The organism is Microbispora bryophytorum (assembly GCF_043197435.1).
GTDB lineage: Bacteria > Actinomycetota > Actinomycetes > Streptosporangiales > Streptosporangiaceae > Microbispora > Microbispora bryophytorum.
The window spans coordinates 811,730-833,575 of the sequence record NZ_JBICTF010000002.1; the positions used below are offsets into that span (position 1 = coordinate 811,730).

Here is a 21,846-nt window from a genome sequence, read left to right on the forward strand (position 1 = left end):
GCGGCGCTCAACTCTCCGGCCGCACCGCAGCGACCGGGGTGACTGGAGCGACCGAGACGACCTGAGCGACCGGGGCGAAGCGGGCGATGGGGTTGACCAGCTCGCCGGCCGTCTGCAGCGCGGCCGACGGGTCGGTCAGGTCCACCATCTGCCGGTTGTCGCGCAGCTGTAGCCGGTTGAGGCACGACAGGGGATGCGTCCCGGCGAACAGGTCGTAACGCCGGAACCGGTCCGCGAGACGCGGGACCGACCGCTGGTAGGCCGCCACGCACCCGGCGACGGTCCGCCAGAAGGCGTCCTCGTCCAGCACGCCGTTCGTGGCGAGCACCGCGTTGAGGAAACGCAGGAAGCAGTCGAAGACGTCGGTGAAGATCGACAGCAGCCGGTGTTCCTCGGGCACCTCCGCGCGGATCCGCCGGACCTCGGGCGGCAGGTCCGCGTCCGGATCCATCACCACGATCTCCTCGGCGATGTCCTTGAAGATCACCCGCTCCACCGCGCCGCCGTCGAGGACCAGGATGACGTTCTCGCCGTGCGGCATGAACGCCAGGTCGTAGGCGTAGAAGGCGTGCAGCAACGGGACGAGGTAGGCGTCGAGGTAGCGCCGCAGCCACACCTCGGGGGTGAGGCCCGACTGCTCGATCAGCGCCGCCGCGAACGACTGGCCCTCATCGTCGGTGTGCAGCAGGGAGGCCATCGTGGCCGGCCGCCGGCCCGGCTCCAGGCCCGCGACCGGGCTCTCCCGCCACAGCGCCGCCAGCATCTTCCGGTAGGGCGAGTGGCGGTCGGTGGCCGCCTCGTACAGACGGTTGCGGTAGCCGACGGCCGCCCGCTCGCGAATGATCGTCAGCCGGGTCGCGCGGAGGACCTCGTCGCCCTCGATCAGGTCGGCGAGCCAGTCGTTGATCGCCGGGGTGCCCTCCATGTACGCCGCCGACAGGCCCCGCATGAAGCCCATGTTCAGCACCGACAGCGCCGTCTTGACGTAGTGCCTGGACGGCTCGCTCGCGTTGAAGAACGTGCGGACCGACTGCTGGGCGAGGTGCTCGTCGTCGCCCGGCCCCAGGCAGACCAGCCGCCGCCCGGCGACCTCCGCCGCGAACGTCACCGAGATCCGGTTCCACCACTGCCAGGGGTGCACCGGCACGAGCAGGTAGTCGGCCAGGTCGAGCCCCAGGCCGGCCAGCGTGCCCGCGAAGCGGGCCAGGACCTCCTCGCCCAGCTCGCCGCGCATCAGCCGTTCGTAGTCGATGTCGCGCGAGCAGGTGAACGTGGCGTGGTCGCGGTGGGCGGCCAGCCAGATCAGCCGTACGGGCGCGGCGGCCTCGGGAGCGTAGCGGTGGTGGTCGTCGACGCCGTAGCCGATCCGGCCGCTGTTGGCCACGAAGCACGGGTGGCCCTCGGTCATGGCGGCCTCGATCTCCTGGAAACCGGCCGTCGCCAGCTCGGCCGCCCCGGCCTGCCGCCGGCCCAGCTTGTACGCGAGGCTCGCCAGCGTGGAGGTGATCTCCTCCAGGTAGACCGGGAGGATCTCGTCGCTCAGCCCGAGCGAGCCGCGCATCTCGGTGACGAACTCCAGCGCGTCGAGCGGCAGGGCCTCGCCGGAGGACCCGTGGCGGGTGACCTCGCCGATGTGCCAGTGGTCGAGGGACATCACGGTCGCGGCGAAGCGATACTCCACCGTGCCGTCGTCGGCGCGCACCGCCCATCGGCCGTCGCCGGCGGGGCGCGGGGTGAGCAACCGCTCGTGGGCGAACTCGGCGAGCGCCTTGCGCACCAACCGCCGGTTGGCCCGCTCCCACAGCTCCGGCGTGAGGTGGGAGACCGCCTGCGCGGGATCGCCCACGGTGTCTGCGTGGCGGTTCACTCGCGCACTCCCTTCTCCGCGGCGCTCGCGCTGACGGCGGCGCTGACCGCCGGGCTGACGGCGGGGCTGACGGCGGCGCCGGTCGCCGCGAGGAACCGCGCGCGGGTGCAGACGCTCAGCAGCGCGTCCTTGTCCGGCAGTGCGACGATGCCGGCGACCTCGAAACCGACGGCCGCGTTGAGCGCGTGCACCGCCGTGTTGCGCACGTCGGGCTCGACCACCACCCGCCGGGTCGCGGGATCGGCGAACAGCAGCTCCATGACCGTGGTGATCACGGCCAGGGTGAAGCCGTGGACCGGGGTCTCGGCGGGCGCGCACAGGAAGTGCATGCCGGCGTCGCCCTCCTCGGCGTCGTAGCGGCCCGCCAGCTCGACCCGGGCGGGGTCGTAGCGCTCCACCAGGAAGGCCGGGCGGCCGTTCACCAGCCCGAGGAACGCGTCGCGGTGCGGGTGATCGACGATCCCGCGATACTCCTTCGCCACATCGGCGACGTCGGCGTCCCGCATCATCCAGAACACGGCCTTGGGGTGGGTGACCCAGGCGTGCACCGTCGGCGCGTCGGCCTCCGGGTCGAGCCGGCGTACGGCGAGCTCGCCGACCCGGGCGTCCGTGCGGCGGAAGAGGACCTCGCTGTGCCTGTCGAAGGGCTCGCTTCGCTCGTTCATGCCACCACGCCCTCGGGCGCGCCGAACTCCTGGAAGGCGATGGACTTCTCGACGGGGTAGTGCTCCCGGCCCAGGATCTGGCCGATGATCCACGAGTTGCGGTAGGGGCCCATGCCGAGGTCGGGGGAGGTGACGCCGTGGGCGTGGGCGGCGCCGTTCTGCAGGAAGATCCCCCGGCCGGTGACGTCGACGCTGTAGTTCCTGGCCACGTCGAACCGGCCGTGCCGGTCCCACCGGATCCGGTGGCGTACGGGCTCCAGGAAGGCGGGGGGCTCGTAGCGGTAGCCGGTGGCCAGCACGAGCCCCTGGGTGACGAGCGTGAGGTCGCGCTCCTGCTCCACGTGGCGCAGCCCGAGCGTGTATTCGCCCCGGCCGGCGTCATAGGCCGCCTCGCGCAGCTCGGTGCAGGTCAGCAGCCGGGTGGGGATCGGGCCGCCGACGGTCTTGGCGTACAGCAGGTCGAAGATGTCGTTGATCAGCGCCGCGTCGATGCCCTTGTAGAGGCCCTTCTGCTCGGCTTCGAGGCGGTAGCGGGTGTCCTCGGGCAGCGCGTGGAAGTAGTCGACGTACTCCGGGGAGGTCATCTCCAGGGTCAGCTTGGTGTATTCGAGCGGGAAGAACCGCGGGGACCTGGTCACCCAGTTCAGCCGGTAGCCGCGCGTGTCGACGTCGGCCAGCAGGTCGCGGTAGATCTCGGCGGCGCTCTGCCCGCTGCCGACGATCGTGATGCTCTCCTTCGCCTGCAGCGCGGCCTTGGCGTCGAGGTAGCCGGCGTTGTGGACGAGGTCGCCGCCGAGGCCGCGGCAGGCCTCCGGCACGTACGGCGGGGTGCCGGTGCCGAGCACGAGGTGCGGGGCCCGGTGCTCGGTCTCCCCGCCGTCGCCGGTGACCGCGCGTACGACGTAGTGGCCGTCGGCCTCGTCGTACGTCACCGAGGTCACCCGGTGGCCGAAGCGGACGCTCCGCAGCCGCGCGGCGGCCCACCGGCAGTACGCGTCGTATTCGGCGCGCAGCTGGTAGAAGCTCTCGCGGATGTAGAAGGGATACAGCCTGCCGATCTCCTTCAGGTAGTTGAGGAAGGAGTAGGGCGAGGTCGGGTCGGCCAGCGTGACGAGGTCGGCGATGAACGGCGTCTGCAGCGTCACGGAGTCGAGCATCATCCCGGGGTGCCAGGCGAAGCCGGGCCGCGCCTCCAGGAACACGCCGTCGAGCTCGGCGATGGGCTCGGCGAGGCAGGCCAGGCCCAGGTTGAACGGCCCCAGCCCGATCGCGACGAAGTCATGCGTGGACATGCGTCGCCTCCGCGTGGCCGGCGAGCGGGGCGAGGTCGTCCACGTACCGCTGGGCGTGTCCGGCGAGGAGGTCGAGAACGTGCGCGACGTCGTCCAGCGTGGTCTCCGGGTTGAGCAGGGTGAACTTCAGGTAGTGGCGGCCGTCGACCGTGGTCCCCGCGACGACGGCCTCGCCGGAGGCGGCCAGGGCCTCGCGGGCGTACAGGTTCGCGTCGTCGGCGAGCTCGCGGCCGGGATCCCCGTGCTCCAGGTGATCCGGCGGCAGGTAGCGGAAGACCAGCGTGCTCAGCGGCGACCGCGTGACGACCTCGAAACGCGGGTCCGCGGCGGCCAGGGCGTAGGAGGCGGCGGCGCGGTCCACGACCTCGTCGAACAGCTCCCCGACCGCGTCCGGGCCCATCACCCGCAGCGTCAGCCAGAGCTTGAGCGCGTCGAAGCGGCGCGTGGTCTGCAGGCTCTTGTCCACCTGGTTGGGGATCCCCCGCTCGGCCATCCGCCGGGGGTTGAGGTAGTCGGCGTGGTGGGCCGCGTGCCGCAGCACCGCGCCGTCGCGCACCAGCAGGGCGCTGGAGCTGACCGGCTGGAAGAAGGACTTATGGAAGTCGACGGTGACCGAGTCGGCCCGCTCGACGCCGTCGAGCAGGTGCCGCCGTCTGCGGGAGACCAGCAGCCCGCAGCCGTACGCCGCGTCCACGTGCAGCCACGCCCCGGCCTGCGCGCACAGATCGGCGATCTCCGGCAGGGGGTCGATCGAGCCGAAGTCGGTGGTGCCGGCGGTCGCCACCACGGCCATGACCACCAGTCCCGCGCGGCGGCAGCGGTCGAGTTCGCGGGCGAGCGCGTCCGGCCGCATCCGCCGTTCGTCGTCGGTCTCCACGGTGACGACGGCGTCCGGCCCGAGGCCGAGCAGGTTCGCCGCCCTGCGCACGCTGAAGTGCCCGGCCGCGGACGTGATCACGCGCAGCCGCGACGGAGCGGCTCCGGCGATCGCCTGAGCCTCCTCGCGGGCGAGCAGCAGGGCGTGGAGGTTCGACTGCGTGCCGCCGCTGGTGAAGACGCCGTCGGCGGCGGGGCCGAAGCCGATCCGGCCGGCCGTCCACTCGATCAGGCGGCGCTCGATGAGCGTGCCGCCCGCGCTCTGGTCCCAGGTGTCGAGCGAGGAGTTCACCGCCGACAGCACCGCCTCTCCGAGCAGCGCGGGGATCACCACCGGGCAGTTGAGGTGCGCCAGGTAGCGGGGGTGGTGGAAGTAGACGGCGTCGCGCAGGTAGACCCGTTCGAGCTCGTCGAGGGCGGCGGCGTGGTCGTGCAGCGGCCGTTCGAGGTCGACCGCGGCGATCTCCGGCGCGAGCCGTTCCGGGGCCACACCGCTGAACGGCCGGTCGGCGCGCCGGATCCGGTCCGCCACCCGCTCGGTCGCCGAGGTCATCGCCCGCCGGTATCCCTCCGCCGTCCGGTCGTTGAGCAGGTACGACCGCGCGGCCCCGGCATGGGGAGAGGTCATCGTCATCCTTATCGTTGGGAGTTAGGTTAGGCGAACCTAACTTTGTGGGGTCGACACGTGTCCCCGGGTGAATTCCTTCACGGTGGGGTCAGCCGAGCTTCTTGGCGTTCCGGATCGCCGAGGCAAGGTTCTCCAGGATCGGCGCGGCTCCGGCGTACGAGAAGCGCGGCACCGGGTCCCAGCCCACGACCTGACCGGCCCTGACGGCGGGCAGCTTCGCCCAGGACGGCTTGGACGTCAGGTCCTTGGGTTGCAGCGCCGTGCCGCGGTTGTCGAGCAGGATCAGATCGGCGTCGTACTTGTCGGCGTTCTCCCAGCTCAGGTTCTCGTAGTAGCCGCCGTCGCCGGGCTTTTCCGGCTTGACGACGTCGACCCCGAGCTGGGTGAAGTACATGAGGTCGGTGTTGACCTCCGGGTTGGACACATACAGCACGTCGGGGCTGCCCGAGGCGGCCAGCACCTTGATGCCGGGGTTGCCGGCGACCGCCGTGCGCACGCTCTCGGCGGCGGCCTCGAACCTGGCCTTGGCCTCGGCGACCTTCGGGGCCGTGAGGTCCGCGCCCAGCGACTCGGCGAGGGCGGCGTACCGCTCGATCGGCTCGGTCATCGGGACGCGGGCCACGCTGACGGCGACGGTAGGAGCGAGCTTGACGATCTTGTCCTTGCTCTCGTCCGGGACGTACCACAGGGCCCCGGGGTCGTACATGTGCGTCACGAGAAGGTCGGGACGCAGCGCGGCGTACTTCTCGATGTTGAACTCACCCCAGACGTTGCCGAGGATCGTGACCTTGTTCACGTCCAGGTCGCCGGCCTGCGGCTCGGGCGAGCCGTCGGCCCGCTTCGTCTCGCCGAAGACGCCGACGACCTTCTGCTGCAGGCCATAGTCGGCGAGCACCGCCGCCGTCCCGGTGAACGCCACGACCCGCGAGGGGACGGCTCCGGCCGTGACCGTCTCCTTCCTGTCGTCGGTGAAGGACCACGATTTCGCGCTCTGACCTGCGGTGGAGGGCGCCGGATCGCTCGACCCGCAGGCGGCCAGCGCCAGGGTGAGTACGGCGGCTCCGCCCGCCGCGAAGAGGCCGCGACGGGACATGGGGGAGTTCAGGTTGCGCACGGTTCGTCTTTCTCTCGCATGACCCAGGGTCTTGGGGGCTGATCGCTAGTTAGGTTACCCTTACCTAAGTTCTTGTCCAGAGGGGCGATGGAAATCGCCCCCGTCCCCCACCGGAGCCGGCCGTGGTCGTCATGGAGTCCTCGCAGATCAGCGAGCCCGCCGGGCCGCCGCGCGAACGCGCGGAAAACGGCCGGCGCGCCGCGGCGCTGCTGGGCTCGGCGATGGTCCTGGCCGCCCTCCTCGTGCTCAGCCTTGTGCTCAGCCTCGGGCTCGGCGCCCGGCAGCTCTCCCCGGCCGAGGTCTGGCATGGGCTCGTCGACGCCGACTCGGCCGCGTACACGGTCGTCCACCAGATGCGGCTGCCGCGCACCCTCCTCGGGCTGCTCGCCGGAGTCGCGCTGGGGGTCGCGGGCGGCGTCATGCAGGCACTCACCCGCAACCCGCTGGCCGACCCCGGCCTGCTGGGCATCAACGCGGGCGCCTCGGCGGCGGTGGCCACGGCCGCCGGGCTTTTCGGGGTGGCGACGTTCCAGGGCTACGTCTGGTTCGCCCTGGCCGGCGCGGCGGTCGTGGCCGTGCTGGTGTACGCGGTGGGCGGCGGGCGCGCCGCCACCCCGGCCCGGCTGGCGCTCGCGGGAGCGGCCGTCAACGCCGCGCTCTACTCGTACGTGAACGGGACGATGCTGCTCGACGCGGCCTCGCTGGAGACAATGCGCTTCTGGACGGTCGGTTCGCTGGCGAGCGCGCAGGGCGGGACCGCGGCCATGATGACGCCGTTCGTCGCGGCGGGGCTGCTGCTGGCTCTGGCCCTGGCCCGGCCGCTCAACGCGCTCGCGCTCGGGGACGACGCGGCGCGCTCGCTCGGCGCCCATCCCGCCCGGGTCCGCGCGGGCGCCATCGTGGCGGTGACGCTGCTGTGCGGCGCGGCGACGGCGGCCTGCGGGCCCATCGTCTTCGTCGGGCTCATGGTGCCGCACCTCGTCCGGGCGCTGACCGGCCCCGACCAGCGCTGGATGCTCCCCTGCTGCGCGCTGCTCGCGCCCGTGCTGCTGCTCGGCGCCGACGTGCTCGGGCGGCTGGTGGCCAGACCGGGCGAGCTGCAGGCGGGCATCGTCACGGCGGTGCTGGGCGGCCCGCTGTTCCTCTACTTCGTGCGAAGGAAGGTCCGCGCGTGAGCGAGTGTGGCGAGCGAATCCACAGGCACGGCGCGATTCGCTCATGCGACTGCGAGCCGTCAGGCGAGGGGGAGGCATGAGCGCGGCCCCGCCCATGCCCCTCCGAGGGCCCGGGAGAAGGCCCCTCCGGAGGATCGCCGTCGGCGTTCCGCTGCGGTTCAGGGCCGTCGCCGTGGGGGTCGGTTGCCTGCTGCTCGCGCTCGTCTTCGGCGTGCTCGCGGTCGGCGGCGGCGACTATCCGATGAGCCCCTCCGACGTCGTCCGCACCGTCCTGGGCGGCGGCGGCCCGGCCGAGGACTTCGTCGTGCACGAGCTCCGGCTGCCCCGCGTGGTCACCGCGCTGCTCGTGGGCGCCGCCCTCGCGCTGGCCGGCGCGGTCTTCCAGTCGCTCGTACGCAACCCGCTGGGCAGCCCCGACCTGCTCGGATTCACCCAGGGCTCGGCGGCCGGGGCGCTCCTCGTGGTCGTCACGGGAGGCGGCAGCGCGGCGCTCGCGGGCGGCGCAGTGCTCGGCGGGATCGTCACCGGAGCCGTCGTCTACGCGCTGACCTGGCGCGGCGGCCTGCACGGCCACCGCCTCGTGCTGGTGGGCATCGGCGCCACCGCGATCCTCACCGGCGTCAACGGCTACCTGCTGACCCGGGGACGGCTGATGGAGGCGGCGCGGGCCATGCTGTGGCTCACCGGCAGCCTGGACGGACGCGGCTGGGAGGACGTCCTCCCGCTGCTCGTCGCGATGGCGGTGCTGGCGCCTGTGGTGCTGCTCGGCTGCGCCCGCCCGCTGGCGATCACCGAGATGGGCGACGACCTGGCGCGCGGTCTCGGCGTACGGGTCCAGGGCCTGCGGCTGGTCCTGCTGACGGCGGCCGTGCTGCTCACCTCCCTGGCGGCGGCGGCCGCCGGGCCGGTGTCGTTCGTCGCGCTCACCGCCCCGCACCTGGCCAGGCGGATGACCGGGGCGCCCGGGCCGAACCTGCTCGTCGCCACGTGCACGGGCGCGGCGCTGCTGACGGGCGCCGACCTGGCCGCGCAGCGGCTGTTCGCGGGCCACCAACTGCCCGTCGGGGTGGTGACGGGGGTGCTCGGCGGCGGCTACCTCGTCTGGCTGCTCGCCGCCCAGCGGAAGGCGGGACGCATTTGACCCGGACGATCGAGCACGGAACCGGCGGGCAGGAGAACGCAGTGGCAGGAACGCACGAGGACGGGCCGCGGCTGAGCGGCAGCGCGCTGACCCTCTCCTACGACAGGAGGGTCGTCGCGGAGGGCCTCGACGTCGCCATCCCCGACCGGTCCTTCACCGTGATCATCGGGCCCAACGCCTGCGGCAAGTCGACGCTGCTGCGGGCGCTGGCACGCACGCTCCGGCCGGCCGCCGGGACCGTGCTGCTCGACGGTCGTGACATCACCTCCCTGCCCGCCAGGAAGGTCGCCAGGACCCTCGGCCTGCTGCCCCAGACGTCCGTCGCGCCGGACGGCATCACGGTCGCCGACCTCGTCGGCCGCGGGCGCTACCCCCACCAGCGGCTGCTGCGCCAGTGGTCGGCCGGCGACGAGCGGGTGGTGCGCGAGTCGATGGAGGCCACCGGGATCGCAGACCTGGCCGGACGCCTGGTCGACGAGCTGTCCGGAGGGCAGCGCCAGCGCGTGTGGATCGCGATGGCGCTGGCGCAGGAGACGCCGCTGCTGCTCCTGGACGAGCCGACGACCTACCTGGACATCGCCCACCAGATCGAGGTCCTCGACCTGTGCGCCCGGCTGCACGAGGAGCGGGGACGCACACTCGTGGCGGTGCTCCACGACCTCAACCACGCCGCCCGTTACGCCACCCACCTGATCGCGATGCGCGACGGCCGCGTCGTGGCCGCCGGGGCGCCCGGAGAGGTCATGACCGCCGGCCTGGTGGAGGAGGTCTTCCGGCTGCCCTGCCGGGTGATCGACGACCCGGAGACCGGCACCCCGCTGGTCGTTCCCGCCGCCCGCCGTCGCAGCGAATCGGCGCCACGGTGACGCGGATCCCGCCGGAGACGGCGTCACCGATGCCGGAGGCGGCGTCATGAACGTCCCGGTGCCGGAGGCGGCGTTATGAGCAGCGTGTATCGGGACGCCTGGGGCATCCCCCACCTGCGCGCGGGCGATCCGTACGAACTGGCCTTCGCCCAGGGGCGTGTCACGGCCCTTGACCGGGCCTGGCAGATCGAGGTCGAGCGGCGCCGGGCCACCGGCACGTCGGCGGCGGTCCTCGGACCGGACGCCGTCCCGTGGGACCGCTTCGCCCGGCAGGCCCGGCTCGCGGACACCGCCGAGCGCTGCCTGCACGCCCTTGACGATGACACGGCGCGCTGGGTGAGCGCCTACGTGGACGGCGTCAACGCGGGGCTTCCCGAAGGGGCGCGCCGGGCTCCGGAGTTCACCGCGGCCGAAGCGGATCAGCACGACGTGGCAGAGCCCGCGGCCGGGCACGGTGCGGCCAGGCACGATGGGGCACAGCACGCGGCCGGGGTCGTGCCGGGCCGGTGGGAGCCGTGGACGCCGATGGCGATCTGGCTGTCCCACCACATCCTCTTCGCGCACTTCCCGGCCAAGCTGTGGCGCGAGGCGGTGGCCGAACGGCTGGGCCCCGAGGCGGTCGCGCTGTTCGCGCACGACGGGCCGGGCACCGGCGGGAGCAACGGCTGGCTGGTCCCCGCGGATCGCACCGCCACCGGCGCGGCCCTGATCGCGGGCGATCCCCACCGGTTCATCGAGGACCCCGGCTTCTATCAGCAGATCCGCCTGGCCTGTCCCGAGTTCGACGTGGTGGGACTGGCCGTGCCGGGCGTTCCGGGCATCGCCCACTTCGGGCACGCCGGCTCGGTCGCCTGGGCGATCACCAACGCCATGGCCGACTATCAGGACCTCTACCGCGAGCGGCTCCGGCACGGGGACGGCCGCGTCGAGGCGCTGGGACCGGACGGCTGGCGTCCCTGCACGGCCCACGTCGAGGTGGTCGAGGTGGCGGGGGAGGCCCCAGTAGAGGTCGAGATCGTCGAGACCGAGCGCGGCCCGGTCGTCATGGCGGACGCCCGGGGAGAGACCGGCCGTGGACGCGTGCGCGAGGCGCTGAGCCTGCGCTACCCGCCCCGGGTGCTCCGTGACCTGGGGTTCGCTGCGCTGCCGGCGCTGCTGCGGGCGAAGACCGTGGCCGACGTGGACCGGGCGCTCGACCGCTGGGCCGAGCCCGTCAACGTCGTGCTCGCCGCGGACACCGACGGCGGGCTGCTGCATCGGGTCGCCGGGACGGTGCCCGTCCGCCACCCGGACAACGCGCTGCGGGTCGTGCCCGCCTGGGAGCCCGGCCACGAGTGGGGCGACCGGCACGCGCCGATGCCCCGCCGCGAGGTCCGCGGCGTCACGGTCATGGCCAACGAACGGGGGATCGCCGCGCCGCTCGGCGTCGAGTTCGCTCCGCCCCACCGCGCCGACCGGATCGGGCGCCTGCTCGACGGGGCGGCGCGCTGGTCGGCCGGGGACATGGCGGCCGTCCACACCGACACCCTGCTGCCCGGCGCCGGCGCCCTTCTCGACCTGCTGGACGGGCTGGAGGGGCTGGAGGGGCTGGACGGGCTGGACGGGCTGGACGGGCTGGCCGGGCTCGGCCCCGAGGCCGTACGCCTGCGGGACCGGCTGTCGGCCTGGGACCGGCGCATGGACGCCGGCAGCACCGGCGCGGCGGCGTACGCGGTGGTCCGGGCCGAGGTGGTGCGTCGCCTGGCGGCCCACCCCGCCCTGGCGCCCCTGGCCGGACTGGCCGAGGGGGTTCCCGAGGTCTTCCGGCCCTGGCTCGCGCTCACCCCCCGCGTCGCATACGCCCTGGAGGGCCTCCTGACGACCGACCGGCTGCCCGGGCTCGGCCGGGCGGCCCTCGCGGACCTGGCCCGGGCGGCGCTGGAGGACGTGGCGGCACGCGACGAGCTGACCGGCGTCCGGTGGGGCGACCTGCACCGGCTCGCCCCCTGGCGGGCACTGCCGTCCCCCGCGATCTCACTCCCTGTCGACGGCGCGGCGCCGGTGGAGGCGGGCCTGGCGGGCGACCACGACTGCGTGCTGTCCACGTCGAGCGTGCCCGGCGTGACCCATCACTGCGCCCGGGGCCCGGCGGCGCGCTACGTGTGGGACCTCGCCAGGCGCGACGGGAGCCTGTGGATCGTCCCGTTCGGCGCGAGCGGCGTGCCGGGTGACCCCCATCGGCGTGACCAGCACCCGCTGTGGCTGCGCGGCGAACTCGTGCCGGTGGTCACGGACTGGGACCGGCTGACCCTGGACCCGACTTGACCCTGGACCCGACTGACCCTGGACCCCGCAGACCGAGGAGCGACATGACCCCTGAGGCACCCCCAACGGCCTCCGTACGGCGCGAGGCCCGATGGGAGCAGACGGTCGAGGGATTCGGCGCCTTCCGCGTCGTGCCCGTGGACCCGGCCGCCGACGCCGGCCTGATCCACTCCTGGGTCACCGAGGAGCGGGCCCGGTTCTGGGGAATGCTCGACGCGAGCCGGGCGCGGGTTCAGGAGATCTACGACCACCTGGACGGTCTGGCCACCCACCACGCCTATCTCGTCCACCGCGACGACCGGCCGGTGGCGCTCTTCCAGACCTACGATCCCGGGGCCGACCCGGTCGGGGAGTGCTACGACGTCCAGCCGGGCGACTTCGGCGTCCATCTGCTCCTCGGACCGGCGACGGGGGAGGGCGAGCGCGGCTTCACCTCCGCCCTGCTGTCCGTGCTCCTCGCGTACGTGTTCTCCGACCCGCGCCACACCCGGGTCGTGGCCGAGCCGGACATCCGCAACGACAGGATGACCACCCGGTTGCTGCGGACCGGCTTCACCCTCGGGCCCGAGATCGACCTGCCGGGCAAGCGGGCCCGGCTGCTCTTCCTCACCAGAGACCACCGCTGACACAAGGAGTGCGGAGTGCTGCTCGACGCCCTTTCCGACCATCTGGCAGGCCTCGCGGCGGAGCGGGACGGCGTGCTGGGGGTCCTGCCCGGGCTGGTCGCCGACGACTCCCCCGGCTGGATCCCCGCCGCCGCCCTCGTGCGGGAGCCGTACGAGGGTCTGCTCGCGCTGGTGGACGAGACGGCCGGACGCTGGAGCGCGCCGCGTCACGTGGCGGCGGCGCTGCTGTGGAAGACCTTCGGCTACTGGCACACGATGCCGATGGCCCTGGGCTGGCGTCTCGGCCGCCGGGTGCCGCTGATGCGCCTGGAGGACACGCTGGTCAGGTCGTCCGCGGCCGGGGTGACGGTGGCGGCGTCGCGGCTGACCGTGGCCGTGCTCCCCGGCGACCCGCTGGCCGGGACCGAGGGCGCCGTCGTCGTCCCCGACCTCGCGGCGGCCATCGGGGAGGCGCTCATGGAGAGCCAGTATCCGTTCGTGCGGGCGCTCAGCACCCTGACCAAGGTGGGCGAGCGCACCCTGTGGGGCTCCACCGCGGAGGCGTTCGCCCACCCGCTGCTCACGCTCGGGTCGTACGCCGAGGCGGCCCGGCTGCTGGACGAGATCGGGCCGCCGGTGGCCGGACTGCTCGTGCCCGACGGTGACGGATACCGCCGCCGCACGTGCTGCCTGTGGGTCACGCTGCCGGACGCCGACCCCTGCTCCACCTGCTGCGTACGCTGACCCGGTGCTCACCGCGTCCCGAGGGCGCGGGTGGTGCCGTCGGCGACCGCCTGGAGCTTGTCCGGGTTGGCGACGTTGTGGATGGTGGTGATCCGGCCGTCGGCGTCGAAGTCGAAGGTGACGGTGGCGATCACCCGACCCGCGCCGCCGAAGACGATGCCGGGGCCGCCGTTGATCTCGGCGAGCTCGGCGGTCATGTCGGCGGGCTCGACGCCCTGGTAGCTGACGCCGCCGATGGCCGCGAACCAGGCGGCCACGGTCTGCGCGCCCACGACCGGACGCAGGGCCTGGCGGACCTTGCCGCCGCCGTCGGTCCACAGGGTGACGTCGGGGGACAGCAGCTCCATCAGGGCGTTCACGTCGCCGCCGGTCGCGGCGGCGAAGAACCGCTCGGTGACCGCACGCTGCCGGGACCGGTCGGCCGGGAAGCGCGGCCGCCGGGCCCGCACATGCGCGCGAGCGCGGTGCGCGGCCTGGCGCACCGCGGCTTCGGAACGCTCGACCGCCTCCGCGATCTCGGCGTGGTTGAAGCCGAAGACCTCCCTGAGCACGAACACCGCGCGCTCCAGCGGGCTCAGCGTCTCCAGCACCACGAGCATCGCCATCGACACCGACTCGGCGTCCGCGACGGCCTCGGCGGTGTCCCCGCTGGTCAGGATGGGCTCCGGAAGCCACGGCCCCACATAGGACTCACGCTTGCGATGAGTGGAACGCAGCCGCTCCAGCGCCACGTTCGACACGATCCGCGTCAGGTACGCCTTCGGGTCGGCCACCTGCGAGCGGTCGGCCGCCGACCAGTTGAGCCAGGCGTCCTGGACCGCGTCCTCGGCGTCGGCCGCGGTGCCGAGGATGCGGTAGGCCACAGAGAACAGCAGGTTCCGGTGCTGGACGAACACCTCCTGGCCGAGGCCGTAGGTCCCGGTCACCGCGCACCCCCGACCCGGGTGAAGCGGCCCCCGCGGGGCCAGAACGCGCCCGAGGCCGGCATCTTCTTCATTCGGCCCCACGTGGCCCAGGGTGCGGCGGTCACCGTCTCCTTATAGCGGACCGCGACGCGGCCGGTCAGGTGCAGCCGCCTTGGGCTGTCGTCGGGGTGGGTGAACTGCACGACCGCGTCGTGCCGGCCCAGGCTGACCGGCGTGTGGTAGTAGCCGAAGCGGAACGGCCTGGGCCGCCTGCCCCTCAGCTCCCGGAGGATCGACACCGCGGCGTGCACACCGGTCGGCATGCCGCCCTGGCAGGTGCCGTGCATGACGCCGTAGCCCTGGCGGATCGCCGCCGCGTCGCCCACGGCGTACACCTCGGGGTGGGACACCGACCGCAGCGCGGTGTCGGTCACGATGCGGCCGCCTTCGTCGACGGTGAGCCCGGCAGCGGCCGCCAGCGGCGACACCCGCGTGCCGCTCGTCCACAGGACCGCGTCGGCCGCCACGCTCTCCTCGCCGACAGGCCCGCCCGTGCCAGCCAGGTCGACCGAGCTAGCCACGTCGACCCTGCCAGCCACGTCGACGATGCCGGCCAGCTCGACCGAGCCGGGGAGCACCTTCACCACCTCGACCCCGCTGCGCACCCGCACCCCCAGGCGGTCGAGCGCGGCCCGCAGATACGCTCTGGCCTTCGGGTGCATGGCCGCGCCGGGTTCGCCGCGGCCCAGCAGCACGACGGTCAGCTCCGGGTGCCGCTCGGCGATCTCCGCGGCCGACTCGACGCCGGTCAGCCCACTGCCGACGACCACTACCGTGCCGCTGCCGAGCCGCGCCAGCCGGTCGGCCAGCACCTCGGCGTCCTGGGCGCCGTTCAGGGTGTGGGCGTGGTCCTCGGCGCCCGGGACCGCCGACGTGTCGGCCACCCCGCCCAACGCGTACACCAGCGTGTCGTAGGGCAGGACACGTTCGTCGTCGATCCGCACGGTCTTCGCGTTCGCGTCCACCGCCGTCACCCACCCGCGCTCGAAGTGCGCGCCCGTGCCCTCAAGCAGCTCGGGGATGCTCAGCTCGGCGAGCGGCTGCCCGCTCGCGGCCATGTGCAGCCGCAGCCGCTCGGTGAACCGCTCCTGCGCGTTCACCAGGGTCACCCGCACGTTCTCGCTCGGCTTGACCCGGCACGCGAGCTGGATCGCCGCGGACAGGCCCGCGTACCCCGCCCCCAGGATCACCACCCGATGGGTGGTCGCCACGCCGGCTTCGTGCTGTGCGCTCATCGTTCTGCCTCCTCGTCTGACCGTTGACGACCAGCAGATGGAAGCGGCCCGCCCATACGTGACATGCGTCCGATGTGATCCGCGCCACAGCGCCTCGGCCGGCTGACCCGATCACCCGTTACCAACCAGCGAAGTTAACACTTGCGTTAACCTGCGCGTCGTGGTTCGAAGCACTCGCCGAGGAGGACTGGGATAGTGCGGAGCAGGTCGAGGACGCCATAGACATGCTGGCCGAGGCCGGTCCCGCGCTCGGGCGTCCACTAGTAGATCGCATCAAGGGCGCCGAGCTTCACCACTTCAAAGAGCTGCGACCAGGATCTGCGGGTGGCAGCGAGATCCGCATCCTGTTTGCCTTCGATCCGGTACGCCGAGCGGTGCTCTTGGTCGCAGGCGACAAAGCGGGGAACTGGCAGAAATGGTACGACGTTAATATCCCGCAGGCCGAAAAGCGCTACGAGGCTCATCTCATTGAGCTGGAGATCAGGGAGTACGAATGACCTCTGTGGGTTGGGAGGAAACCAAGCGCAGGGTGCGTGAGCGCCGTGAGGCCGCAGGACTTCCGGTGCGGTCGGAGGAACAGAAAAAGGCCGCCATGGATCGGTTGGCCGCAGAAGTACGCGCCCACCGGCTTGCGGAGATTCGGCAAGAGCAGGACTTGACCCAGCGGGATGTCGCCGCGCTGATGGGTGTTTCCGCTCCTCGGGTGTCCGCGATCGAGCACGGGGAGATCGACAGGGCCGAGGTGTCGACTCTCCGGTCCTACGTCGAGGCGTTGGGCGGCAGGTTGCGGGTGGTGGCCGACTTTGGAGACACGGAATACACGCTCGCCTGAGCACCGTGATCAGTAGGCGGGGGGCAGACCGGATCGGGTGTGACGGCGGCGGCGATGTTGGCCGCGATCTCGATCGGGGCCTCGACCAGGACGGTCTGGGCCAGGACGAGGACGCCGCCGACCTGGCCGACCAGTCGTGTGACGGTCTCCACGATGAGCGTCCGCCACGCCCAGTCCTGGAAGTTCCCGGCCGTGGGCAGGCCCGTGGCATGCGTGAGCATGACGCCCACCTGCTCGGGGTCGAAAAGTGAGCCTCCGGGATCGACCGCACGAGTTCCGCCGCCATGGCGGTCTTCCCCACGCCAATCGATCAGATGATCACGCGGATTCGTTCCGTCGTACGGCGGCGGCCCGGGCGGCGAGGAGCACGGACAGGGCCTCGCAGTCGTCCGGGGTGAGCGGCGCGAAGGGCAGCAGGTAGAGCCCGCCCCCCGGGCCGTCGACCAGCTCGACCGGCAGGGAACGGGTGGGCACGTCTGTCGGCGCGGGGACGGTCGGCGCAGGGATGGTCGGCGCAGGGATGGTCGGCGCGGTGGTGGTGGTCATGATGAGAGCGATTCTTCCGCACGCGACTGACATTCCCGCCTCCGGCGACAGCCGGACGCCGGACGGTGATCGCTGCCATGATGTCCGGCAGCAGATGAAAGAGGTCGCCATGTCGGACGTTGATGTGAAATTCGGCTGGTTATCCGGTGCCGGGCCGCTGGGCTCCGTATTCGGGGTGTCCTTCGTCCGCGGGCTCGCACCCCGGGAGGCGCTCGTCCGCCTGGGGGTGGACGAGAGCACCATCGACGAGATGACGTTCGAGGAGCTGGACGAGAACGCGGAGGAGTGCCTGGAGAGTTCGGACGGCATTGACGCCGGTTGGGCCGGCGCCGTGCGGATGGGCGACTGGACCGTGCTCGTCGAGCCCGGCGGCTGGCGGGTCGCCGCCGGGACGGGCGTGCTCGAGCGCCTCTCGCAGGGGGCCGAGGTCGTGGCGGTCAGCAGGCACGACTACGCCTCCGACGACTTCGCCCACGCGATCGACGGCCGGTTGATCACGCAGTTCGAACCTTTGGCGCCGCATCTGCGGTCCGGCGACGACCCCGACCGGTGGATCGGCGCGATGCGCGACCTGGGGCTCGGCCTCAACGGCTTCGACGATCCCCTGCCCGAGGATCCCATCGGCGCCGCGTTCGCTCTGGCGGGCGTCATCACCGGGGTGGACCTGTCCCCCGCCCTGCTGGAGATGACGTTCCTCGCCGGCACGACGAACCCCGACGACTGAGCCCCGGGCGGGGCGTCAGGGGGTGAACCGGTAGCCCATGCCCGGCTCGGTGATCAGGTGGACGGGGTGGGCGGGCTCCTTCTCCAGCTTGCGCCGGAGCTGGGCCATGTACTGCCGCAGGTAGTGCGTCTCCTTGACGTACTGCGCGCCCCACACCTCGCTCAGCAGCTGCCGCTGGCTGATCAGCTTGCCGGGGTTGCGGACGAGGAGTTCGAGGATGTGCCACTCGGTCGGAGTCAGCCGTACGTCGCCGGAGACGGTCTTGTCGGCGAGGTCGATCACGTGCTCCCCGACCCGTACGCGGGCGGGCTCGCTCTCCCGGGAGCCGGTGCGCCGGGTCACCGCGCGTACGCGGGCCAGCAGCTCGTCCACCCCGAAGGGCTTGGTCACGTAGTCGTCCGCTCCGGCGTCCAGCGCGTCGATCTTGTCCTGGTTGCCGCTGCGCCCCGACAACACGATGATCGGAACGCTGCTCCAGCCGCGTACGCCGTGGATGACCTCGACTCCGTCCATGTCGGGCAGCCCGAGGTCCAGCACGATCAGGTCGGGACGCCGGTCGGCGGCCTCGCGCAACGCGGAGCCGCCGTCGGCCGCGACGGCGACCTCGTATCCGCGCGCGGCCAGGTTGATCCGCAGCGCGCGCAGGATCTGCGGTTCGTCGTCGACGACGAGGATCCGGCTCACGACGCCGCACCGCCGGCATCCCCAGAACCGCGGGCATCCCGAGAACCGCCGGCATCCCCAGAACCGCGGCACTCCGTAGAACCAGCGGCATCCCGAGGACCGCCGAGCTCCGCCGGGCCTTCGATCACGTCGTGGGTGTGCACGGCGACGGGCAGGGTCAGGATCATGGTGAGCCCTCCCCCGGGCGTCTCGTCCGGTGTCAACTCTCCTCCCATCGCCCCGGTCAGTCCGCGCGCCAGGGCCAGGCCCAGCCCGACCCCGCTGTGGTTGTCCCGGTCCCCCAGCCGCTGGAAGGGCAGGAAGATCCGCTCGTAGGCGTCGCGCGGCACACCGGGCCCACGGTCGATTATCCGGATCTCGGCCCGATCGCCGTACCTGCTGGCGGTGACGAGCACGCTCTCCCCGGCGGGGGTGTAACGGACGGCGTTGGCGACGACGTTCGCGAGCACCCGCTCCAGCAGCGCCGGATCGGCGACGACATCGGGCAGGTCGGGCGAGATGTCGATCTTCACCTCGGCGGCGAGCGGCCCCAGGTCGTCGACCGCCCGGGGCACGATCTCCTCGACGGCGACCGGCTGGGCGGCCACGCCGAGCACCCCGGCCTGCAGGCGGCTCATGTCGAGCAGGTTCACCACCAGACGGTCGAGCTTGGCCAGGGACTCGTCCGCGGTCTCCAGCAGCTCGGCGCGGTCCTCCGCCGACCACTCGACGTCGGTGGCGCGCAGGCTCTCCACGGCGGCCTTGGCGGCGGCCAGCGGCGTGCGCAGGTCGTGGCTGACCGCCGCGAGCAGGGCGGTGCGCATCCTGTCGGCCTCCGCGAGCGGCCTGGCCCGCTCCGCCTCCTCCTCCAGCCGCACCTGCCGCAGGGCTACGGCCAGCTGTGCGGCGAACGCCTCGATCACGCGCCGTTCGGAGGCGTCGAGCAGCCGCCCGCGCGCGGCGAGCACGAGGTCGCCGTCGATGTCCACATCGGTGCCGGCGGCGCCCGGGCAGGTGCACGGCTCCGCCCCCGAGGTGGCGACGATCCGCCAGGAGGCGGGGTCGGACCGGTCGTCCGGCCCCTGTCCCGCCTCGGGCCGCCGTTGCAGCAGGGTGACCGAGACCAGGCCGAACGTCTCCCGCGTACGCGCGAGCAGGGAGGGCACGGCGGCCTCTCCGCGCAGCACGTGCCCGGCCAGCGCGGACAGGATCTCCGCGTCCGCCCCGGCGCGGGCCGCCTCCCGCGTACGGCGGGCCGCGACGTCCACGATCATGCTGACCGCCGCAGCGACGAACACGAAGACGAGCAGGGCGAAGAAGTTCTCCGGGTTGGCGATCGTCAGGGTGTGCGTGGGCGGGGTGAAGAAGAAGTTGAGCAGCAGGGAGCCGGCGACCGCCGCCGTGATCGCCGGCCACATGCCGCCGATCAGCGCCACGCCCACGACGCTGGTCAGGAACAGCAGGATGACGCTCGGCAGCGCCAGCGTGCCCCGGAAGGGGAGCAGGACGGCGGTGAGCAGCGGCAACCCGGTGAGGGCGACGGCCCACCCCGCCAGCCTGCGCCGCCGGGTGAGCGCCGCCCGCGACCGCTGCGGGCTCTCCCGTCCCTTCTTGGCCTGCTCGTGCGTGATCATGTGAACGTCGATCGAGCCGGACCTCGCGGTCGTCTCGACGCCCACCCCCCTGCTGAAGATCTGGGCGACCCGGCCGCGCCGGGAGGCGCCGAGCACGAGCTGGGTGGCGTTGACGCCGCGGGCGAACTCCAGCAGCGCCCGCGGCACGTCGTCGCCCACCACCTGGTGGTAGGTGCCGCCCATGCTCTCCACGAGGGCGCGCTGCTGCGCCAGCAGCGCAGGGTCGCCGCCGGCGAGCCCGTCGGCCCGGGTGACGTGCACGGCGAGCAGGTCGGCGCCCTTGCTCCTGGCGGCGATGCGGGCGGCCCGCCGGACGAGCGTGTCGCCCTCCGGCCCGCCGGTGAGCGCGACGACCACGCGCTCCCGCGCCTCCCACGTGTCGGCGATGCCGTGCTCGGCGCGGTAGCGGTCGAGCTGCTCGTCCACCTCGTCGGCGAGCCACAGCAGGGCCAGCTCGCGCAGCGCGGTGAGGTTGCCGACGCGGAAGTAGTTGGCCAGGGCGGCGTCCACCTTCTCCGGCATATACACGTTGCCGTGCGCGAGCCGCCGCCGCAGCGCCTCCGGGGCCATGTCGACCAGCTCGATCTGGTCGGCCCGCCGTACGACCTCGTCGGGCACGGTCTCGCGCTGCGGGATGCCGGTGATGTGCCGGACGACGTCGTTGACCGACTCCAGGTGCTGGATGTTCACCGTGGAGATCACGTCGATCCCGGCGTCGAGGAGCTCGTCGACGTCCTGCCAGCGTTTGGCGTTGCGCGAGCCCGGCACGTTGGTGTGCGCCAGCTCGTCGACCAGGGCGACCTGTGGGCGCCGGGCGACGACCGCGTCGACGTCCAGCTCGGTGAAGTCCGCCCCCCGGTACGTCAGGGTCCTGCGGGGGACGATCTCCAGCCCCTCCAGCAGTCGCGCGGTGCGCGCGCGGCCGTGGGTCTCCACCAGGCCGGCCACGACGTCCGTGCCGCGTTCCCTCCGCCGGTGCCCCTCGCAGAGCATGGCGTAGGTCTTGCCGACCCCGGGGGCCGCCCCCAGGTAGATCCGCAGCCGCCCGCGTGGCATGGCCGCTCACCTCTCCCTGTCGAGGGCCAGATTGAGCTCCAGCACGTTCACCCCGGGTTCCCCCAGGAAGCCGAGCACCCTGCCGGTCGTGTGCTCCCTGATCAGCGCCCGCACCGTGTCCAGGCCGAGGCCGCGCTCCCTGGCGACCCGAGGGGCCTGGAGTTCGGCGTACGCGACGGAGATGTGCGGGTCGAGGCCGCTGCCGCTCGCCGTCACGGCGTCCGGCGGGACGACCGCTCGGGCATCCCCGCGTACCGGCACCGTACGCCCCGCCGAGTAGTCCTCTCCAGGCCGGCCGCACTCCACCCGCACCCCTTGGTAGACCCGGATGAACGGCGTGGCGGGACAGGCCTGGTTGACGCTGACCACCCTCGTGGGTGTGCCCACGGCGGGGAAGACCTTCAGCACCGCGCCGACCCCGTCGCCGGCGCAGTACGGCCTGGCCCCGCTGACGCCCTCCAGTTCGCCGACCGCCTTGGAGCGCGCGCACACCTCGGTGAGCAGGGAGATTCTGCCCTTCCTCGCGGCCTGGCCGACTCCCCGGGGGTCGGGCAGCCGGTCGACGACGTCCTGCGGGCCCAGGTTGCTCGCGCCCGAGGCCAGCGGGTCGTAGCCGCCCGTGGAGGGGCGGCTCTGGAAGTACTTCTTGATCGGAGCGCCGTCCTCGCCGGTGAAGCTTTGCCCGGTGAAGCTCTGCCCGGTGAAGCTCTGCCCGATGAGGGCGCTGCCCACGTCCCTGCCGTCCGCGCGCAGGATCGAGCCGCCGGCCTGGTGGGAGAGGAGGACCTGGGCCACGCCGGTCACCAGCAGGGGATAGAGCACACCCAGGATCACCGTCAGCACGGCGACCGCACGGACCGCCGCGAGGTGCCGGCGGAGCGGGTTCGGCAGGCGTTCCATCACGTTCCCAGCCA

The 21,846-nt window shown here is 72.8% G+C and carries 21 protein-coding genes; 9 read left to right on the forward strand and 12 right to left on the reverse strand.

Going from position 1 to position 21,846, the window contains the following annotated elements; all coding sequences use genetic code 11:
• Positions 1 to 7: 7 nt before the first annotated feature.
• The 5 genes from ACGFIB_RS08775 to ACGFIB_RS08795 all read right to left on the reverse strand — a co-directional run bounded on the left by ACGFIB_RS08775 (position 8) and on the right by ACGFIB_RS08795 (position 6,421).
• A complete protein-coding gene (locus ACGFIB_RS08775) occupies positions 8 to 1,867 on the reverse strand; it encodes an IucA/IucC family protein (RefSeq protein ID WP_393369716.1) in 1,860 nt (619 codons plus the stop codon).
• On the reverse strand, positions 1,864 to 2,532 hold the full coding sequence (locus ACGFIB_RS08780; RefSeq protein ID WP_393369719.1) for a GNAT family N-acetyltransferase: 669 nt from the start codon (positions 2,530 to 2,532) through the stop codon (positions 1,864 to 1,866). Before ACGFIB_RS08780 ends, ACGFIB_RS08775 begins: the two co-directional genes overlap by 4 nt.
• On the reverse strand, positions 2,529 to 3,824 hold the full coding sequence (locus ACGFIB_RS08785) for a lysine N(6)-hydroxylase/L-ornithine N(5)-oxygenase family protein (protein WP_357265868.1): 1,296 nt from the start codon (positions 3,822 to 3,824) through the stop codon (positions 2,529 to 2,531). Before ACGFIB_RS08785 ends, ACGFIB_RS08780 begins: the two co-directional genes overlap by 4 nt.
• A complete protein-coding gene (locus ACGFIB_RS08790; RefSeq protein ID WP_393369722.1) occupies positions 3,811 to 5,328 on the reverse strand; it encodes a pyridoxal phosphate-dependent decarboxylase family protein in 1,518 nt (505 codons plus the stop codon). Before ACGFIB_RS08790 ends, ACGFIB_RS08785 begins: the two co-directional genes overlap by 14 nt.
• Positions 5,329 to 5,416: 88 nt before the next feature.
• Positions 5,417 to 6,421, reverse strand: a complete 1,005-nt coding sequence (locus tag ACGFIB_RS08795; RefSeq protein WP_393369725.1) for an ABC transporter substrate-binding protein — start codon at positions 6,419 to 6,421, stop codon at positions 5,417 to 5,419.
• Positions 6,422 to 6,573: 152 nt separating this feature from the next.
• Here ACGFIB_RS08795 and ACGFIB_RS08800 point away from each other — a divergent pair, with 152 nt between their 5' ends.
• The 6 genes from ACGFIB_RS08800 (at position 6,574) to ACGFIB_RS08825 (ending at position 13,277) form a co-directional block, all read left to right on the forward strand.
• Positions 6,574 to 7,617 (forward strand): FecCD family ABC transporter permease, encoded by a 1,044-nt coding sequence (locus tag ACGFIB_RS08800; protein ID WP_208762074.1) that lies wholly within the window; start codon positions 6,574 to 6,576, stop codon positions 7,615 to 7,617.
• Positions 7,618 to 7,693: 76 nt separating this feature from the next.
• The gene (locus ACGFIB_RS08805) at positions 7,694 to 8,758 is read left to right on the forward strand and encodes a FecCD family ABC transporter permease (protein WP_393369728.1); all 1,065 of its coding nucleotides are present in this window, start codon (positions 7,694 to 7,696) and stop codon (positions 8,756 to 8,758) included.
• Between the two features lie 41 nt (positions 8,759 to 8,799).
• Positions 8,800 to 9,624 (forward strand): ABC transporter ATP-binding protein, encoded by an 825-nt coding sequence (locus ACGFIB_RS08810; RefSeq protein ID WP_393369730.1) that lies wholly within the window; start codon positions 8,800 to 8,802, stop codon positions 9,622 to 9,624.
• A gap of 75 nt (positions 9,625 to 9,699) precedes the next feature.
• Positions 9,700 to 11,928, forward strand: coding sequence for a penicillin acylase family protein (locus ACGFIB_RS08815; RefSeq protein ID WP_393369733.1), 2,229 nt, complete (start codon positions 9,700 to 9,702; stop codon positions 11,926 to 11,928).
• A gap of 44 nt (positions 11,929 to 11,972) precedes the next feature.
• A complete protein-coding gene (locus ACGFIB_RS08820) occupies positions 11,973 to 12,554 on the forward strand; it encodes a GNAT family N-acetyltransferase (protein ID WP_393369735.1) in 582 nt (193 codons plus the stop codon).
• 15 nt (positions 12,555 to 12,569) lie between these two features.
• Positions 12,570 to 13,277 carry a hypothetical protein gene (locus ACGFIB_RS08825; RefSeq protein ID WP_393369738.1) on the forward strand — a complete coding sequence of 236 codons (708 nt, stop codon included), beginning with the start codon at positions 12,570 to 12,572 and terminating at the stop codon, positions 13,275 to 13,277.
• Positions 13,278 to 13,285: 8 nt separating this feature from the next.
• Here the strand turns inward: ACGFIB_RS08825 and ACGFIB_RS08830 are convergent, their stop codons facing one another.
• Positions 13,286 to 14,203, reverse strand: coding sequence for an RNA polymerase sigma-70 factor (locus ACGFIB_RS08830; RefSeq protein ID WP_393369741.1), 918 nt, complete (start codon positions 14,201 to 14,203; stop codon positions 13,286 to 13,288).
• A complete protein-coding gene (locus tag ACGFIB_RS08835) occupies positions 14,200 to 15,477 on the reverse strand; it encodes an NAD(P)/FAD-dependent oxidoreductase (RefSeq protein WP_393369744.1) in 1,278 nt (425 codons plus the stop codon). Before ACGFIB_RS08835 ends, ACGFIB_RS08830 begins: the two co-directional genes overlap by 4 nt.
• A 74-nt stretch (positions 15,478 to 15,551) precedes the next feature.
• Here ACGFIB_RS08835 and ACGFIB_RS08840 point away from each other — a divergent pair, with 74 nt between their 5' ends.
• Entirely contained in the window at positions 15,552 to 15,974 is a 423-nt protein-coding gene (locus tag ACGFIB_RS08840; RefSeq protein ID WP_393369747.1) for a type II toxin-antitoxin system RelE/ParE family toxin, read from the forward strand.
• A gap of 95 nt (positions 15,975 to 16,069) precedes the next feature.
• Positions 16,070 to 16,309, forward strand: coding sequence for an XRE family transcriptional regulator (locus ACGFIB_RS08845; protein WP_223853817.1), 240 nt, complete (start codon positions 16,070 to 16,072; stop codon positions 16,307 to 16,309).
• Here ACGFIB_RS08845 and ACGFIB_RS08850 read toward each other — a convergent pair.
• Positions 16,237 to 16,530 carry a hypothetical protein gene (locus ACGFIB_RS08850; RefSeq protein ID WP_142568037.1) on the reverse strand — a complete coding sequence of 98 codons (294 nt, stop codon included), beginning with the start codon at positions 16,528 to 16,530 and terminating at the stop codon, positions 16,237 to 16,239. The genes ACGFIB_RS08845 and ACGFIB_RS08850 overlap by 73 nt on opposite strands.
• Before the next feature lie 97 nt (positions 16,531 to 16,627).
• Entirely contained in the window at positions 16,628 to 16,855 is a 228-nt protein-coding gene (locus ACGFIB_RS08855; RefSeq protein ID WP_393369751.1) for a hypothetical protein, read from the reverse strand.
• A gap of 109 nt (positions 16,856 to 16,964) precedes the next feature.
• Here ACGFIB_RS08855 and ACGFIB_RS08860 point away from each other — a divergent pair, with 109 nt between their 5' ends.
• Complete coding sequence (locus ACGFIB_RS08860; protein WP_393369754.1) at positions 16,965 to 17,579, forward strand: DUF6461 domain-containing protein; 615 nt, start codon at positions 16,965 to 16,967, stop codon at positions 17,577 to 17,579.
• Between the two features lie 15 nt (positions 17,580 to 17,594).
• Here the strand turns inward: ACGFIB_RS08860 and ACGFIB_RS08865 are convergent, their stop codons facing one another.
• Genes ACGFIB_RS08865 through ACGFIB_RS08875 form a run of 3 tightly spaced genes read right to left on the reverse strand, consistent with a single transcriptional unit; the run spans position 17,595 to position 21,832 of the window.
• A complete protein-coding gene (locus tag ACGFIB_RS08865) occupies positions 17,595 to 18,263 on the reverse strand; it encodes a response regulator (protein WP_393369757.1) in 669 nt (222 codons plus the stop codon).
• Complete coding sequence (locus ACGFIB_RS08870) at positions 18,260 to 20,932, reverse strand: DUF4118 domain-containing protein (protein ID WP_393369761.1); 2,673 nt, start codon at positions 20,930 to 20,932, stop codon at positions 18,260 to 18,262. The genes ACGFIB_RS08865 and ACGFIB_RS08870 overlap by 4 nt, the downstream gene beginning before the upstream one ends.
• 6 nt (positions 20,933 to 20,938) lie before the next feature.
• Positions 20,939 to 21,832, reverse strand: coding sequence for a potassium-transporting ATPase subunit C (locus tag ACGFIB_RS08875; protein WP_393370047.1), 894 nt, complete (start codon positions 21,830 to 21,832; stop codon positions 20,939 to 20,941).
• Between the last annotated feature and the right edge of the window lie 14 nt (positions 21,833 to 21,846).